General features: G+C 41.2%; 13 protein-coding genes. 7 read left to right on the top strand and 6 right to left on the bottom strand.

The window, feature by feature from the left end; genetic code table 11:
- Positions 1-3 precede the first annotated feature (3 nt).
- Entirely contained in the window at positions 4-2493 is a 2490-nt protein-coding gene (locus tag CF596_RS01290; protein ID WP_096900975.1) for an FtsX-like permease family protein, read from the bottom strand.
- Between the two features lies 1 nt (position 2494).
- Positions 2495-3244 carry an ABC transporter ATP-binding protein gene (locus CF596_RS01295; protein WP_004972026.1) on the bottom strand — a complete coding sequence of 250 codons (750 nt, stop codon included), beginning with the start codon at positions 3242-3244 and terminating at the stop codon, positions 2495-2497.
- 12 nt (positions 3245-3256) lie between these two features.
- Between CF596_RS01295 and CF596_RS01300 the strand changes: the two genes are divergently transcribed.
- On the top strand, positions 3257-3886 hold the full coding sequence (locus tag CF596_RS01300; RefSeq protein ID WP_004972029.1) for an arylesterase: 630 nt from the start codon (positions 3257-3259) through the stop codon (positions 3884-3886).
- A 39-nt stretch (positions 3887-3925) separates the two neighbouring features.
- Here the strand turns inward: CF596_RS01300 and CF596_RS01305 are convergent, their stop codons facing one another.
- Positions 3926-4540, bottom strand: a complete 615-nt coding sequence (locus CF596_RS01305) for a carbonic anhydrase (protein ID WP_004972031.1) — start codon at positions 4538-4540, stop codon at positions 3926-3928.
- Between the two features lie 299 nt (positions 4541-4839).
- Here CF596_RS01305 and CF596_RS01310 point away from each other — a divergent pair, with 299 nt between their 5' ends.
- Both CF596_RS01310 and CF596_RS01315 read left to right on the top strand, forming a co-directional pair.
- Positions 4840-5901 carry an alpha/beta hydrolase gene (locus CF596_RS01310; protein ID WP_096900976.1) on the top strand — a complete coding sequence of 354 codons (1062 nt, stop codon included), beginning with the start codon at positions 4840-4842 and terminating at the stop codon, positions 5899-5901.
- 18 nt (positions 5902-5919) lie between these two features.
- Positions 5920-6933: a hypothetical protein gene (locus CF596_RS01315; protein WP_096900977.1), complete on the top strand. Its 1014-nt coding sequence runs from the start codon at positions 5920-5922 to the stop codon at positions 6931-6933.
- A gap of 73 nt (positions 6934-7006) precedes the next feature.
- On the opposite strand, the gene nfuA is transcribed toward CF596_RS01315, so the two are convergent.
- Positions 7007-7645, bottom strand: coding sequence for a Fe-S biogenesis protein NfuA (gene nfuA / locus CF596_RS01320; RefSeq protein ID WP_096900978.1), 639 nt, complete (start codon positions 7643-7645; stop codon positions 7007-7009).
- Between the two features lie 157 nt (positions 7646-7802).
- On the opposite strand from nfuA, the gene CF596_RS01325 reads away from it, so the two are divergent.
- From CF596_RS01325 to CF596_RS01335, 3 genes are all read left to right on the top strand, one after another.
- Entirely contained in the window at positions 7803-8420 is a 618-nt protein-coding gene (locus CF596_RS01325) for a rhomboid family intramembrane serine protease (RefSeq protein ID WP_096900979.1), read from the top strand.
- Positions 8421-8737: 317 nt separating this feature from the next.
- Positions 8738-8932, top strand: coding sequence for a hypothetical protein (locus tag CF596_RS01330; RefSeq protein WP_004972042.1), 195 nt, complete (start codon positions 8738-8740; stop codon positions 8930-8932).
- 252 nt (positions 8933-9184) lie between these two features.
- The gene (locus tag CF596_RS01335; protein ID WP_096900980.1) at positions 9185-10732 is read left to right on the top strand and encodes a hypothetical protein; all 1548 of its coding nucleotides are present in this window, start codon (positions 9185-9187) and stop codon (positions 10730-10732) included.
- Positions 10733-10860: 128 nt separating this feature from the next.
- Here CF596_RS01335 and CF596_RS01340 read toward each other — a convergent pair whose 3' ends face one another.
- Positions 10861-12477, bottom strand: a complete 1617-nt coding sequence (locus CF596_RS01340) for an inorganic phosphate transporter (RefSeq protein ID WP_096900981.1) — start codon at positions 12475-12477, stop codon at positions 10861-10863.
- 497 nt (positions 12478-12974) lie between these two features.
- Here CF596_RS01340 and metH point away from each other — a divergent pair, with 497 nt between their 5' ends.
- On the top strand, positions 12975-16664 hold the full coding sequence (gene metH / locus CF596_RS01345; protein WP_096900982.1) for a methionine synthase: 3690 nt from the start codon (positions 12975-12977) through the stop codon (positions 16662-16664).
- A 319-nt stretch (positions 16665-16983) separates the two neighbouring features.
- On the opposite strand, the gene CF596_RS01350 is transcribed toward metH, so the two are convergent.
- Positions 16984-18117 (bottom strand): hypothetical protein, encoded by a 1134-nt coding sequence (locus CF596_RS01350; RefSeq protein WP_096900983.1) that lies wholly within the window; start codon positions 18115-18117, stop codon positions 16984-16986.
- Positions 18118-18147: the final 30 nt, after the last annotated feature.

Below are 18147 nucleotides of genomic sequence, written 5' to 3' on the forward strand. Positions count from 1 at the left end.
GAATCAGGACTGATTCATCTCCCTTAAACTTTGCAGTGGCGGAATATCGCATAAATAACTTAAACGATAACGTCCAATCAAGGCACACAGCACGGTCATAAATACAGGCAAAATCAGCCAGATTTCCCAATGTGGTTGCAGCATTAAATCCATGCGGTAACTGGCAACAGCACTAATGACTTCGGCAAATAAACACGCCACTATTCCCGCTATAAAGCCCATAAAACCGATTTCCAGACTCAACATACGTTTGAGTTTTTGTTTAGAACTACCAAAAGAACGCAGTAATGCGACTTCGCGTTTGCGCTCATCCATCAGCAAGTTTAAACACGCGATTAATACCAACAGCCCAGACACACTCACCAAAATGGCTAAAATGGTGATGATCTGCACCAACACATTCACAATGCGTTTAATTTCATCCAAAATTAGGCTGACATCAATAAACACTGTGTTGGCAAATTGCTGAATCAATTGAATCAGTTTCGGTTTATCTGCATCAGGTACATAGAAACTACCCAAATAACTGCCTGCATTTTCATCCATAGTTTGCGGTGAAAAAATAAAGAAAAAATTTGGACTAAAGCTTTCCCACTCAACCGTACGCAGATTAATCACTTCGGCTTCAAGTATGCCTTCAGGAAGACTAAAACTGAGCCGATCTCCAATTTGAATGCCCAACTCGGCAGCCGTATCTGCTTCTACTGAGACTTGCCCCACTGCACTAAAATTGGCTTGCCCATTCACAATCACATTATCGGCAGGATAACGATCCGACTGTGTCAGGTTGAGTTCGCGACTTAACGTATTGCTTTGCTGAATTAAGGCGTCGGCAAAAGGTTGATCATTTTTGGCGACCAAACGCCCACGTATATTTGGATAAAGTGGCGTGCTGTGCCACTGCTGCTGCGTTAATTGTTGTTGAAACTCAGGCATATCAAACGGTGGCAAGCCGTAAACAAACTGATTGGGTGTTCTTTCGGGCAATTGCTGCTGCCAACGATCTAGCAGGTCGGTACGCAACACTGCAAGTACCGTAATTAAACTTAATCCTAAAGCCAATGCAGTAATTTGAAATGCCGTGACAGCAGGCGCACGAATATACACTGCGAGTCTGCCTTTAGAATGACGCAATAATTTTAATAAACTCCACACCACTCCATACAGCAATACGCACAGCGCAATAATCGCACCAATCACCCATGTACTAAGCACTAAACTTTCGGTCAAGACCACACAAAACACGATTAGACTTAGCGTCCCTGTAAGCAACATCCACCACCAAGCGCGCATGCTTTTGTCTTGTTGGCGAATCACGCGAATCGGTGCGGTATTCAGCAATTGCAATAAATTAGGCAGCACAAAACCCAACAACACCACAGCACTGGTGAGCATGGCGATTGGCAATGGCCCAAGCAACATTGCCATGGCTGAAAATTGAATTTCCAGGTGCGGAATCAGTTGCAGCATGATTTGCAACAAAGCATAGCCCAACGTCACGCCCAAAATACTGCCAATGCCCATAGCGATAATTAAGACCAAAGCAAGCAAAGCCAAATAAGCGGCTAAAATTTGTCGTTTACTTGCACCAATACAACGTAATAAGGCGATATGATCCTGATTTTGTTGCACATAGCGCTGACTGGTCAAACCAATCGCAATCCCACACAATAAAATGGTCAGGATATTCGCTAACTGTAAAAAGGTATCTAAATTGGCAATGGGGCGCATTAAGCGAGTATTGCCTTCACTGGCATTGCGTAGTCTTAAACTACTTTGTTCTTCAAAGTTTTGTTCAGGGCTGGCCGTTTGCTGTGCCTGTGCAGGCTGTTGTGTATGTGTTTTAAAATACTGCTCAAAATTTTGTGTATCTTTGGCGCTGCCTGCCAACAACAAACGGTAATCTATGCGGCTACCCACTTGAATCGCGTGGGTACGTGCCACATCGGCCTGTGAAATAATTACTGTCGGCGAAAAACCTGAAAAACCGAGTTCCTGATTAGAATCATGTTCAATTTTGGCAGTCACGGTAAATGCTGCATCGGCAATATTCACCGTTTCACCAAGTTTAACGTGAAGCAAATCCATGGCACGTTGGCTGAGCCAAATTTCACCAGATTGAATCTTGTCCGCTGCAGGACTCACCCTCAATTCACCACGTAACGGAAAATTGTGCTCAATCGCTTTGACATTCACCATCACAAATTGCGCTTGAGTATGTGCCATCGAACTAAATACAGTCACATGCGACTGTTGTAACTGATGTGCAGTCGCCTGATCCTGCCAGTCTTGCGCAATGGGCTCATTGTCACTCAGGACTAAATCACCCGCCAACATTTCTGCCGCTTGCAACGCTACCGCATTTTGAATTTGTTCATTGCTAAACTTTAAGGCCGTGGTCGCACTAATCGCTAAAGTCAGCGCAATAATCAGTAAATATACACCACTGCTTTTAAAACTCTGCTTTAACAGCGGATGAAATAATGCGTTCATTTCATCCTCCTGTTATGGCAGCAGTTGGCTTAGCTGCAAATTGCTCAACCAATTGCCCATCAATTAAGGCATAGTGACGCTGACATTGTGCCGCCAGTTTCGGGTCGTGCGTGACCAACACCAAGGTTGTGCCCAACTCGCGGTTCAATTCAAATAACAATTGCTCAATTTCAGTTGCAGTTTCCCCATCCAAGTTTCCTGTCGGTTCATCGGCAAAAATAATTTTAGGTTCACGAATTAAAGCGCGTGCAATGGCGACACGTTGTTGCTCACCTCCCGAAAGCACTTTCGGCGTTTGCTGTGCTTGTCGTTCTAAACCCACACGTTTCAGCAAGTTGAGGGCTTTTTGTTCTGCCTCTGCATATTTAAATTTTTCCTGCAAACGTAGTGGCAACATCACATTTTCCAGTGCCGTCAAATGCGGCAATAACTGAAATGACTGGAACACAAAACCAATATGCTTTAAACGAACTTCTGCACGTTGTTCTTCGTTTAATTCTGCAATTGACTCACCACATACCACCAATTTTCCACTGCTGGCCTGATCTAATGTTGCCAAAATACCCAATAAGGTCGATTTTCCTGAACCCGAACGACCTGTAATGGCCACTTGTTCACCTTCCTGAATATCGAAGTTTAAATTCTCAAAAATGGTCAATTGTTTTTGTGCAAGTTGTATCTTTTGTGTCAAATTTTGGGCAGAAATAATCGTTTGTGGCATGATATTAGATTCTTTAGTGTTTTGAGTCATACGTTTCCCATTATGCAAAATCGCAATCTAACTAGTCGTGTCTTCCCGCGTGTGTTGCTGCTCGGACTATGTTTCAGCCCATTCGTGGTATCTGCAAAAACCATTATGATTGTAGGTGACAGCTTAAGTGCAGGTTACGGCATACAACCACAACAAGGTTGGGTTCACTTATTGCAAAAACGTTTAGAACAACAGTATCCGAAACAGCATAAAGTGGTCAATGCAAGTGTCAGTGGCGAAACCACCAGTGGTGCTTTGGCGCGTCTGCCTAAATTGCTGCAGACCCATCGTCCAGACGTTGTAGTCATTGAGTTAGGCGGAAATGATGGCTTGCGTGGACAACCGCCACAAATGATTCAAAAAAATTTAGCGAACTTAATTCAGCATAGCCAAAAAGCCAAAGCGAAAGTGGTGATTTTTGGGATGAAAATGCCGCCAAATTACGGCTCGGCGTATAGCAAAGCATTTGAAAATAACTATAAAGTGGTGAGTCAGCAATATAAAGTCAAATTACTGCCATTTTTTATGGAAGGTATTGCGGGCAATAAGCAATTGATGCAAAAAGATTTAATTCATCCAAATGCCAAAGCTCAGCCTATTTTGCTAAATAATGCTTATCCATATATCAAAGGCGCTTTATAAAGCGCCTTTGAGGAAAATCTAATTGCTGTGCGGTTCGGATTAAAAATCAAAAAAAACCACTTCACCTGTTTCCAGTGAATATTCTGCACCGACTACTTTCAACTGACCTTGTTCAATCAGGTTTTCTAAAACTGCTGAACCATGACGCAATTGATTTACCGATGCAAATACATTGGAACGTACTGCATGCTTAGACAATTTCGCCAAATCATTTTTCAGTTCAGTCTGCATTAAGGTTTCAACTGAAGGGCGAACACGGTTCACAATCGACATTAAATTTGCCGATGGCGGGCAGTCTGGGCACATTAAAGTATCAATTGTTGCTTGAATTGCACCACAGTGACTGTGTCCTAAGACAACAACCACAGCACAGTCATAACGCTCTGCCGCAAATTCAACACTACCTACCTGTGATGGCGCAACCACGTTGCCCGCAACACGAATTACAAAAAGATCACCCAATCCTTGGTCAAATACCATTTCTGCAGGAACACGTGAATCTGAACATCCTAAAATAATGGCAAATGGATTTTGGTCTTCTGCCATTTCTGCACGCTGTTGGTGCGACAATTGCTTCGGATGTCTGGTATCACCAGAAACAAAACGTTGGTTTCCTTGTTTAAGACGTTCTAAAGCTTCTTGAGCTGTTAGCATTCTTGATTTACCACCGATCTTTGAAGTTGTAATATTCTAAAGCCAGTTTTTATGAATGTCACTTGCAAAAAAATATGCAGCTGCGCTTTTCTTTATTCATTTTTGTTATAAATTTTTTCACTTTTTATTGAGATAGGTCACATTTTCTACCAATTTCAAAGCTTTGATCAAAAAAGCAAGGGATGACTTTCATTTTTAAACGCCTACAATAGACAGAATACACTTGTGCAATTAGACCTAAGAGCTAGTGCCTATCATTATTGGAGCCTGTTTTGGGTTCGTCAGGGGAAGACGTTTTCATGATGAAATTTATTCGATCACGTTATCTACATACGACTTTATTGGCTTTGGGACTAAGTACATCTTGCCTTGTGCAAAGCGCTGCGCCCAATCCATATACCTTCACAAAAAACAATAACGCCAGTAACAGCAACGCAACTGAACTTAAACTATTACAAAATCATTTTCAGCAACAGCGCAAACAAGCAGGACTAAGCTCTAAAAGCATTCGTGTTGGAGATGTCTTCTGGAGCTATAACGAAGGTGGCTCGCACAGCAAACCCACAATTTTATTGATTCATGGTTTGGCAGGCACACGTGATAATTGGAACCGTGTCGCGCAATTTTTAACCCCACATTATCATGTGATTATTCCAGATTTACCCAATAGCGGTGACACCAAAACTCCAAGCAATTTTGATAATTCAGTTCCGAATGTAACTTCACAACTGCGTCAATTTATTGAAGCAATTGACTGTGAAGAAAACTTACACGTGGCAGGACATTCTTTAGGCGGCTCAATTGCAACCGTGTATGCCTCGCAATATCCTTTTGATACGCAAAGTTTATTTTTACTCAATAGTGCAGGCATTTATAAACTTGCTAATACGCCTTACACCAAAAATCCATTATCTTTAAATGACTTAATTGTGAGCAAACATGGCGATTTAGCCGACGTCGCCAAACAAATCATGCAAAGCCCGCCTGCCATGACCTCACAAATTCAACATGCGCAAGAAGAAGTCCTGATTTCTCGCTCAGAACAAACCCGTAAAGCAATTGAGCAAATTGTCAAACTCAACCGTATTTATACTCCAGACTCATTTGCACGTTTAGCAGGATCAATTGAAGCACCGACCCTGATTTTATGGGGTAAGCAAGATCGCATTATTAATGTTGAAGTGGCGAAGGAATTACAATCTTTACTCAAACGCGCCGAAACACCTGTGATTCTTAATAATGTTGGACACATGCCGTTATTGGAAGCTGAAAAACAAGTCGCACAATATTATTTGCCGTTTCTGGCTAAAACTCAGAACCTAAAAAACCCACTTGCTGATAAACTGATTCCTCTAAATTAATTATTATATAAAACCTTCATGCAGAAACATCCCATCATTGAGCAACTAATTGAAGCTCAGCTTGATTTTTTAGATCAAGAATTTAACCAAAGTGAAATGGTACAAACTGAATTTGTGCAGTTTTACCAATGGTTTCGCAAACAAAGCTTACAAGATTTATGGACATCTGAAGCCATTCATCAACTGATTCAACATCAAATTTTAAATACACCTGCCAGTTCATTTTTAGTGGAACAAATTGCTGAGCATATTCGTTTTGCACTGGTACACCCTGTTAATGACAGCAGTAAAATTGCCGATGTGATACCTGTGCTGACCATCGACAAAATTGCACAATATGTTGCAAGTAAAAGTGGACATCGTCAGCGTTTGATTAAAGCCGTGGTGAATAATCCTGCCTTTGCCGCCATGATTACCCAACTCATTCAACATTCCATTCAGGATTATATGGATAATTCGGTGATCGCCAAAAGCGTGCCTGGCGTATCGCGTTTTATGAAAATGGGTAAATCGGTTTTGGAAAGCGTTACCGATACCAATTTAGACCAGACCATTCAGCATTATTTGCAAAAAAATGTGCAGAAGCTGACTCAAATGAGCGAGTCGGTGCTTAATCAACATTTTGATGAGGAAAAACTGTATCACTTCCAAGCCAATTTATGGCACAAAGTTAAAGACTTGCCACTTTCCGTTTTAAAAAATTATATTGAAGTACAAGACCTATCCCAAACTGTCAATTTAGGACATGAAATTTGGGATCATTTACGCCAAAGTGACTATTTGAAACAGCAAGTGCATGATGGGGTTTATGCGTGGTATGTACGCAATCAGGCGCGCCCTTTTGACTTGTTATTGCACGACTTAAACATTGATGAAGCGCTAGTCCAACAACAATTACAACAACTGTTAAATCCAGTCATTCAAAAAATGATCGCTGAAGGCTATTTAAAGCAACGTGCGCGCCATTATTTAGAGAAATTTTATTATTCTGAAAAAACACAACAAATTTTAAATCTACAAACGAATGAATAGGGTCTGTTGACAATTTCAGATAAAAAATAACCTCCTAAAATTTAGGAGGTTATTTTTAAGCGAGGCTTAGAGCTTATTTAAAATAAGCACCTTCAGATTGACTGTGGTCAGTCTGATCCACCACACGCATCAATTCAGGTACGTGTTGTTTCAAGGTTGTTTCAACACCTTGCTTTAAAGTCACATCAATCGCTGAACATCCTTGGCAACCGCCACCAAATTTCAATACTGCAGTTAAGCCGTGTTCTTCATCTTCAACCACTTCAACCAAAGCACAGTTACCACCATGCCCTGCTAAACCTGGGTTAATTTCAGACTGTAAAACATAAGTAATGCGTTCTTCTACTGAAGCATCTGGGCCTACGCGTGGCACTTTTGAGTTCGGTGCACGGAAAGTCAATTGACCACCAAAACGGTCTTTGTTGTAGTCAATTACGGCATCCAATAAATACGGAATAGACGGCGTATCAATAAATGCAGGAAAGTCTGGATATTCCTGTTTGTAGTCTGTAGGTACAACTTCATCGGGCGCACTATAAGCCATGCAACATTCAGCACGCGGTGTACCAGGATTTTCCACAAAAACACGCACACCAATACCCGGTGTATTTTGCTTTGCCAATAAATCCTTCAAATACTCTTGAGCAGTTGGCGTAATCAATAAGTTTGGAATTTCATCTACAACTGCTGTGCTGCTGTTCTCAGTCGACATAACAATAATTTCCTCAAGCTGAAGTGGCTATTTTAACTGAAGATGCGGGGGAATAAAAAAAAATCAACCAAAATTGTCGGATTTATTCCTAAAGTTCGACTCAAACTCAGTTTTGATGCATTATTACAGCAGAATTCAAGTAAAAGAATAGGCGTTTATGCTCGATTTACCTTTTAATCATACCGTGACCATTATCATTATTACGGTCATTGTGTCTATGTTGGCGTTTTCCAAACAAGAATTAATGAATCGTCTGATTTTTTGGCCGCCTGCGATGCAACGTGGTCAATATGACCGCTTCATTACCCATGGTTTTGTGCATGCCGATGGTGCGCATTTGCTGTTCAATATGATTACCCTGTTTTTCTTTGGCAGCATTATTGAAAGTTTTTATCGCCAATACATCTATGATTTAGGCTTTGTTTTATTCTATTTGGGTGGTTTAATCGCCGCGATTATTCCAAGTTATTTAAAGCATAAAAATGACCATCGTTGGGCCAGCTTAGGCGCATCTGGTGCTGTATCTGCGGTGTTGTTTGCCTATATTTTGTTTGAGCCGTGGAAGTTGATTTTCGTGTTCTTTATTCCAGTGCCTGCCATTATTTTTGCAATACTGTATGTAGCGTATAGCATTTGGTCGGGTAAACGCGGCAATTCCAATATTAATCACAGTGCGCATTTATGGGGTGCGGCCTATGGTGTGATTGTGACTATTTTAATTGAACCACGCATCTTGCCTCACTTCCTGAATAAACTGGCGCAACTGCCGTTTTAACTTTTGAAACTATAACGACTCGGTACATCTACCACTGAGTCGTTGCTACTTTAAAGAATTTTCAAATCCGTCAATAGACTGCTTTCATAAATCCGCTTAACACCATCATTTATTGCCTCTCATCTTCAGCCTCTCTCATTGGGAAAAACGACTTTCAATCGTCATTTTATGAACTGCTGATAAGTATTTTTGATTGATGAAAGCATCTGAATGATCCAATACAGCATAAAGCACACAACAAATAACATGCAGTTACTCGACAAGCACTTATACTAAGAATATAAAGACTAAAACTATCAAGCAATCAGGAGTCAGCCATGAAAAAGTTTGCACTTCTAAGCGCCCTGTTACTCAGTCTAGGATTAAGCGCATGTGCCGTACATACCCCTGAAGGCAGTGTGGTGATTGATCCTGACCGCACGATCTACCCGAAAGGCTATTATCCACACCAACATCCGCATGGTGATGGTGATTTTTGTCCTCCAGGTCAGGCGAAAAAAGGACGTTGTTAAGCTGTTGGTCTGAGTGAATAAAACATTGTTGATACAGCATCAGACTCATTTATGATTCGAACCTAGACATTTAAACACTAACCTTTAAATCTCAACAACATTTCATTCACATTAAAAACCTTTACACTTCGTGAAGGTTTTTTTATTCAAATTTCACTCAATTTTGGTAGTTTTTGCTACCCCATATCGCAACTTGGAATAGATAATGTATACATCTGTATATTAATTTCAATTTAGTTTGCGAGTTTTTGCATGTCCACTTCTTACGATGGCTTACAGTTTCCAATTCATCCAGAAAATCATAAACCCAGCACCTCAAGCACGGGCAAACAAATTATTGCCGAAGCCTTAGCCACAGTCGATCATCAAAGCTCAGTCGATGCTTTGGCAGAAAAAAACTGGCGTAAACACTATCCAAAATACTTTAAAGCCCTCGTGACCAATAGTATTCGTGAACAAGCTAACGCAATTCAAATTGCAGAAGATGGTTTAAGAAAAGCTCATCAAAGTTTTGAGTTTTATCGTCATGAGCAAAAATATGTGCTGAAAGATGTCATGCTCTTGCCTACTGAAACTTTACATACCTTTAAATTACAAGGCAGCAGCCAAGCAGCACCCGAATGGTATGTGCCGTATCGTGGGCAAAAGTTACAAGGTCAAGCTCTACTAGATCAAATTGCAATTTGGCTAGCAGCAGGCATTATTGAACCAAGTCATGCCGAAGCGTTAAATGCTGCAATGGCGCATCCTGAATGGTTTGATTTGTCTGACCGTAACATGGTGCTATTTGGTGCAGCTTCAGAAGCAGGGCCACTCACATGGTTAGCCAAATGGAAAGCCAATATTATTGCAGTCGATTTACCAAATAGCCGTGTGTGGAATAAAATTTTAAGCACTGTGCAACAAGGCAATGCCACCTTATATGCACCCAGTACAACACAACTCGCGGCAGATACCCCACTTGATATTTTAACAGAACAGTTGGGTGCAAATCTACTGACACAAACCCCAGAAATTGCACAATGGTTAGCTCAAAAACCTGAAACGCTAGATTTAGCAGCCATTGCCTATTTAGATGGTGAAAAACACGTGCGTGTTGCGATGGCGATGGATGCCATTATGCAATATGTCAGCGAACACAAAGCTGATAGCAGCCTTATGTTTATGTGTACCCCAACCGATGTTTATGCCGTTCCTGAAGAAGTGATTAGCGCATCGGCAGAGAAGTTTCAGCAGCGTTCACAAGGGCAAAAGCTACTCACCAAAAGTATTGAAACCATTTCACGCAGTCATTTCTTCCAAAAGAATCTGCATAATTTAATTGCTTCAGACAATGGTCAACATTATGGTATTGCCGACTGTTTGGTGGTTGAACAAGGGCCAAACTATGCTTTAGCAAAACGCATCCAGCAATGGCGTGCAATTTTAGCGCGTCATCAAGGACAGCATGTCAGCATCAATATTGCACCTTCGACCACCACACACTCTGTGACCAAAAATCCATTACTCAAAGCAGCATTTAGTGGCGCAAGTTTGTTTGATGTTGAAGCATTTAGCCCTGAAACCACCAATGCGATTATGGCGGCATTGTGGATTCATGACTTACGCAATCCAAACTCGGCAGCCAATCCTGAAGTGAAACTTGAGCATCCGCTCGAATTGATGATGGAAGGTGCGAACCATGGTGGATTGTGGCGCGTGGCGTATTTGGCACGAACGGCCCTACCTTTCGCTGCGCTCTATGGCTTTGCTGCAGATAAATTACCGCTGGACAAAGTCATCCAAAAATTTAAAAAGTAATGTAAACCGCTAATCTATCTATTCAAAAACTTGCCTGCAAATATTTCTCTAGACTGATCTGCAGGTATAAAAAAAGCGCTGTATCATCACAGCGCTTTTTTCAACCACTCAAAAAAGTTGAGAATGGATTAAAACACTTTTAAGAACAACCAGAACAAGCTACCCGATAAACAAATTGTCGCAGGTAAAGTGAAAATCCAAGCCGAAAGAATTGTACGCACCATTTGGAAATTCAGACCCGATTTATTTGCCACCATGGTACCTGCCACCGCACTGTTCAGTACGTGTGTAGTTGAAACTGGCATCCCCAAACCATCTGCAGCAGCAATAGTTGACATTGCCACAAGCTCGGCAGACATACCTTGACCATAAGTCATGTGCTGCTTACCGATACGTTCACCAACAGTCACCACAATACGTTTCCAGCCGACCATCGTACCCAAGCCTAGTGCTAAGGCAACGGCAACTTTGACCCAAGTTGGAATGTATTGTAAGAATGAATCTAAATGGCTGCGGTAGCTTTTAACCACTTTTTTCTGTTCTTCCGACATTTCAGGCAAGGCATTGGCTTTGTCTAAACGCTTGAATGAAGTCGTGCTTAAATACATATCATTACGCATTTCTGCTACTTCAGCTTCAGGCACATCTTTCAAGTTGCCATATTGACCCACACGCTCACCCAAATGGTCAGTTAAGCTTGCCAAAGCAGGCACGACTTCAGGGGTAATTTCTTTGGTCTGAATATAGCTAGTGATGACCTGACGTGCTTTTTCATCTGGCATATCGACATGTTGTGGATAAATCACATCAGCTGTTTGCGTTGAAAGCTGTTGGAACGATTGAATGTGGTTTTGGTCTAACTCTTTATTTAACGAGTACGCCAACGGCACAATCCCGATCAAAATCAACATGATTAAACCCATGCCCTTTTGACCATCGTTTGAACCATGCGCAAAACTTACCCCAGTACAAGTAAAAATTAGAATGGCACGAATCAGTGGTGGTGGTGGCTTATTGCCTTCAGGTGGCTGGAACAACTCCATTTGTTTCTTGAAGATTTTTTTCACCAAGAAGAACAAAATCGCAGCAAAGGCAAAACCAATCAGTGGCGAGAACAATAAAGCCTTGCCCACTTTCATGACTTGTTCCATGTCTACGCCACTTGCACCCGCACCTGAGTTCAGCAAGTAGTTCATAATCCCCACACCTAAAATCGAACCGATTAAAGTGTGCGAACTTGAAGCAGGAATACCGAAAAACCACGTTCCTAAGTTCCAGACAATCGCGGCAATCAACATGGCAAAAACCATGGCAAAGCCTGCGCCTGAACCGACATTCATAATCAGTTCGACTGGAAGTAAGGCAATAATACCGTAGGCAACTGCGCCACTGGCGACCATCACCCCAAGGAAGTTACAGAAACCCGCCCACATTACTGCCACAGGTGCAGACAGGGCATTGGTATAAATAACCGTTGCCACTGCGTTAGCTGTGTCGTGGAAACCATTCACAAATTCAAAGCCTAAGGCAATGAATAAAGCGGTCGCCAATAAAATCACCGAGTACATGCTTAGCGCAGGCACGTGGGATAAGTCCGCAGACAATTGGAAACCAATATAAATAAGGGTAGAAACGATGATCGTTAAAAACACCGGCATAAAAAATTTCGGTGTAGGCACATGAACATTGGTCGATTTAGTGGTCGACTTGTGTGCTGAATCTACAGGAGTTGGATTAGAATTCATGCAAGCAGAAAAGAGGATTTAAAATCCCCTTATTGTTCAATTAAATTGTGACAATTATATGACAAAGAGCTGCTATATAAAGCAACTTTCATACTTTATTTTCACACTTTAAGCTGTTTTTTTTGTGCATAAAATTAAAATTAACATTTAAATTTAAACACTTAGAATAAATAAACCTACTTTTCTTATGCCATTCTCTCAAATTTAGATTGTTACACCTTTGTCATATTTGCCTAAAATTTCAGACAAAATTTACCGTGAGCCAATTTTGCCTGAGCAATATGACAAAGCGATGACGCATCAAAGTAAAATCAAAATTAGAATGTTCCTCATCACAACTTTTATTTAGGTTCAAAAGCTACAGCAAAATCCTAAAAATACTGCTTTATGCACTATTTTTACGACTTCCACTCTCTCTGGTCGCTTCAAGTGCACGAAAGCCGTGCGAACTCTGCTAAAATAGCGCTCATTTCGGATTCAGTCATAAAGGGTTTTTTATGTCCACGCTTACCACCCTGAAAGCGCTTCTTGCCCAAAGAATTTTAATTATCGATGGTGCTATGGGTACTATGATTCAACGCCATCAATTGGAAGAAGCCGATTATCGTGGTGAGCGTTTTGCAGATTGGGCACATGACCTCAAAGGCAACAATGATTTATTGGTACTGACCCAACCGCACATTATTCAGGGTATTCACGAAGCCTACTTAGATGCGGGTGCAGACATTATTGAAACCAACAGCTTTAACGGCACACGCGTTTCTATGTCTGACTATCACATGGAAGATTTGGTTCCAGAAATTAACCGCGAAGCAGCGCGTTTAGCCAAAGCTGCCTGTGAAAAATATTCAACACCAGACAAACCACGTTTTGTGGCAGGTGTACTTGGGCCAACATCGCGTACCTGTTCAATTTCACCAAATGTAAACGACCCTGCATTTCGTAACATTACGTTTGATGCACTCAAAGAAAACTATATTGAAGCTGCGCATGCCTTAATTGAAGGTGGTGCAGATATCCTGCTCATTGAAACTGTATTTGACACCTTAAACTGTAAAGCTGCGATTTTTGCGGTCAAAGAAGTGTTTAAACAGCTCGGGCGTGAATTGCCGTTGATGATTTCAGGTACCATTACCGATGCTTCAGGACGTACCTTAACGGGTCAAACTGCAGAAGCTTTCTGGAACTCGGTACGTCATGGCGATTTACTTTCAATTGGTTTTAACTGTGCTTTGGGCGCAGATGCCATGCGTCCACACGTTAAAACCGTTTCAGACGTTGCCGATGTGTTTGTTTCTGCACACCCGAACGCGGGCTTACCCAACGCATTTGGTGGTTATGATGAAACGCCTGAAGAAACCGCAGCTTTCCTCAAAGAATTTGCTGAAAGCGGCTTGATCAATATTACAGGCGGTTGCTGTGGTACAACGCCTGATCATATCCGCGCGATTTACAATGCGGTAAAAGACATTCCACCGCGTAAAATTCCAGAGATTAAACCTGCATGCCGTTTAAGTGGTTTAGAACCATTTAACATTTATGATGACTCTTTATTTGTAAACGTGGGCGAACGTACCAACGTCACAGGTTCTAAAAAATTCCTGCGTTTAATTCGTGAAGAAAACTTTGCCGAAGCCTTAGATGTTGCTCGTCAACAGGTAGAAAGCGGTGCGCAAATCATCGACATCAACATGGATGAAGGCATGCTCGATTCAGAAGGTGCGATGGTGCACTTCCTGAACTTGGTGGCATCTGAGCCTGATATTTCTCGCGTACCTATCATGATTGACTCCTCTAAATGGGAAATCATTGAAGCAGGCTTGAAATGCGTACAAGGTAAAGCCATTGTCAACTCTATTTCCTTAAAAGAAGGTTATGACGAGTTTGTCGAAAAAGCCCGCCTCTGCCGCCAATACGGCGCAGCTGTCATTGTTATGGCCTTTGACGAAGTCGGACAAGCCGATACTGTGGCACGTAAGCGCGAAATTTGTAAACGCTCTTATGACGTTTTGGTCAATGATGTTGGCTTCCCTGCCGAAGACATTATTTTTGACCCGAACGTGTTTGCAGTTGCGACAGGTATTGAAGAACACAACAACTACGCAGTCGATTTTATTGAAGCCACAGGCTGGATTAAACAAAACCTGCCGCATGCCATGATTTCAGGCGGTGTATCGAACGTATCTTTCTCATTCCGTGGTAACGAACCTGTACGTGAAGCCATTCACGCGGTATTCCTATATCACGCTATTCAGCAAGGCATGACCATGGGGATTGTCAACGCAGGTCAGTTGGCAATTTACGATGACATCCCGAAAGAACTGAAAGAAGCAGTTGAAGCCGTTATTCTGAACCAGAACCAAGGTGAAAGCGGTCAGGATGCCACAGAAAAACTGCTAGAAGTGGCAGAAAAATATCGTGGTCAATCAGGCGCACAAAAAGCCGAAGAAAACTTAGAATGGCGTAGTGAATCTGTCGAAAAACGTCTTGAGTACGCTTTAGTTAAAGGCATCACCACCTTTATTAATGAAGACACCGAAGAAGCGCGCCTGAAAGCCAAACGTCCATTAGATGTGATTGAAGGCCCGTTGATGGATGGCATGAACGTGGTCGGTGACTTGTTTGGTGCAGGTAAAATGTTCCTGCCACAAGTGGTGAAATCTGCCCGTGTGATGAAACAAGCCGTTGCATGGCTCAACCCGTACATCGAAGCTGAAAAAACCGAAGGTCAGTCTAAAGGTAAAGTCTTGATGGCAACGGTCAAAGGTGACGTTCACGACATTGGTAAAAATATTGTGGGCGTAGTCTTGGGCTGTAATGGATACGATATTGTCGATCTCGGTGTGATGGTACCTGCAGAAAAAATCCTGCAAACTGCCATTGACGAAAAAGTCGATATCATTGGCTTGTCTGGTCTGATTACCCCATCTTTAGATGAAATGGTTTTTGTTGCCAAAGAAATGCAGCGTAAAGGCTTTCACATTCCATTGTTGATTGGTGGCGCAACCACATCTAAAGCACATACTGCGGTTAAAATTGATCCACAGTTCTCAAATGATGCAGTGATTTATGTTGCCGATGCTTCGCGTGCCGTTGGTGTTGCGACAACCTTACTCTCCCCTGAAATGAAACCTGCTTTTGTTGCAGAGCATCGTGCGGAATACGCTAAAATTCGTGAACGTATTGCCAATAAGCAACCAAAAGCTGCGAAATTGTCGTATGCAGAAGCCATCGACAATGGTTTAAAAATTGATTGGGACAACTACACGCCTGCAGTACCAAAATTAATTGGTACACAAGTGCTGACCAATTACCCGCTTGAAACCTTGTTGCCATACTTTGACTGGACACCATTCTTTATTTCTTGGAGTTTGGCGGGCAAATTCCCGAAAATTCTGGAAGATGAAGTGGTGGGCGAAGCTGCAACCGACTTATATAACCAAGCGCAAGCCATGCTCAAAGATATTATTGCAAATAATCGCTTTGATGCACGTGCAGTCTTTGGGATTTACCCTGCCAACCGTTCTGCGGCAGATTCAGTACAAGTATATGATGCAGCACGTAATCAAGTAACGCATACCTTCCATCATATTCGTCAACAGTCAGACAAAGTCACAGGTAAACCAAACTTGTCTTTGGCAGACTTTGTCGCAACTACAGAGCAAGGGCAAGATTACTTGGGCGGCTTTACCGTGTCGATTTTTGGTGCGGAAGAAATGGCCAATGAGTTTAAAGCCAAAGGCGATGACTATTCTGCCATTTTGGTGCAGTCTTTGGGTGACCGTTTTGCAGAAGCATTTGCAGAGCATTTGCATGAGCGTATTCGTAAAGAATTCTGGGGCTATCAGCCGAATGAGCAGCTAAGCAATGAAGAGCTGATTAAAGAGAAATATGTAGGGATTCGTCCTGCACCAGGCTATCCTGCGTGCCCTGAGCACTCTGAAAAAGCCACACTGTTTAACTGGTTAGGTTCGACTGAAAAGATTGGCACACAGCTTACGAGCAGCTTTGCAATGTGGCCGCCTTCATCTGTGAGCGGCTTCTACTATGCCAACCCTGCTTCTGAGTACTTTAACGCGGGTAAAATCTCGTTAGATCAGCTTGAAGATTATGCACAGCGTAAAGGCTGGAGTTTAGATGAAGCGAAGCGTTGGTTAGCTCCAAACTTGGATGATTCGATTAATTAAGTGCATTGCGCTGCATGGGTGGTTCATCTGCCCATGCGCTATATAATGTCATTTCAAAAGCCAGTGAATTGTAAAATTCACTGGTTTTTTGTTTAATGGGACAGTTCGTTATTTAGTCTGAGGTTATTGAGTGATTAGTCTGTTAGAGGTGTTTTTCACCTTTACACAATGGGTAAGGCATTCAGCTAAACGAACCCCACAGAGAGAACAAAGCGACTACTATTAAGTTAGTAGCCGCTTTTCCACCTATTTTGCCTTGTGATGAATGGAGAGTAATTACTATTCATCAACAATCATCAGTAGAGGTTATAGCTTACTCCTAAACAGCTATTGAAGTGACTTTCTTTGCACCACCAAGAACTGCTGCAATTTTAATCAAACCGATATAAGATAAAAAAATCTCTGAATCGGCAAAATAGTTTGGATAAGCTTCTTTTAATCCCCCAATAGCATTCGTTGAAAGAAGTGCAACTATCCATTTTTCATCTTTTGATAATAATTGCTCATATTGACTATATCTTTGAGAAGCCAATGTTTGCTCTGAGTTTGCAAAAAATTCATGTTCAATCTTTCTTGTCTGCACATTAAGTCGAATTAGTATAAATCCATCCCTGCTGTTTTTTGCAGTCAATACAGTATTCAAATCATTTAAAGTAACACAATAGGTTTTTAAATGGTTTTCTATAGTGATTCCACCTACAGAGCGATCCATAAAATTTTTTATATCAATACATTGATTTATAAGGTGTTGGGTCTGAACAACTTTAGTTAAATATTCTTTTGTTAACTGACCTTTATCATTCTCAAGAAAACCTTTCAAATTTTCAATAATTTGAAATTGATCACTTACATCTTTAAAAAATTTTTTATAATCATAAAGACCATCATTACTTTTTAGATCTTGCCCTGTAAAAATATCAACAATTTCTAATGTTGTTGCCCAACTATGCTGAAGTTTAGTACGAATTTGAAATTCAATTTTTCTTTCTTCATTTAACTTATTGTTAAACTTACCAACTATGTGTATGCATCTACACCCATCATTTTTGGGGTTAAGTATGTAGTTGTCCATTTTTATAAATTTTCCATCATTATAAAAACAATGTTCATTTGCTAAAACTTTAAAAATAGCATTTACTTGTTTTAAATTTTCAACAACTACTCTTATACCACCTATATCCTGCATATTTTTGAGTTGCATGCCATCAAAACGTTTAAGTTTTTTCTTAATTGACTCAAATCGTTTTAATCTTTTAGCAGTAAATGCTTTCTTATCAATTCGATAGATAAAGCGATTTAATAAATTGTGTGCTTCATTCAAAGGCTGAATATGACTATCTCTCCAATATGTTAGTATTTGCATAGTACGTTCTAGCAATTGGTGGTCATCTAATAAACTATCATTAATTAAAGCTTCGCCTGCGCGAGTTACATCTTTTTTTGAGAAGGTCATAAGTAAAAATAAATGTTTTTTATTATTTTA

The sequence above is a fragment of the Acinetobacter sp. YT-02 genome (assembly GCF_002412355.1).
Taxonomy (GTDB): Bacteria; Pseudomonadota; Gammaproteobacteria; order Pseudomonadales; family Moraxellaceae; genus Acinetobacter; species Acinetobacter towneri.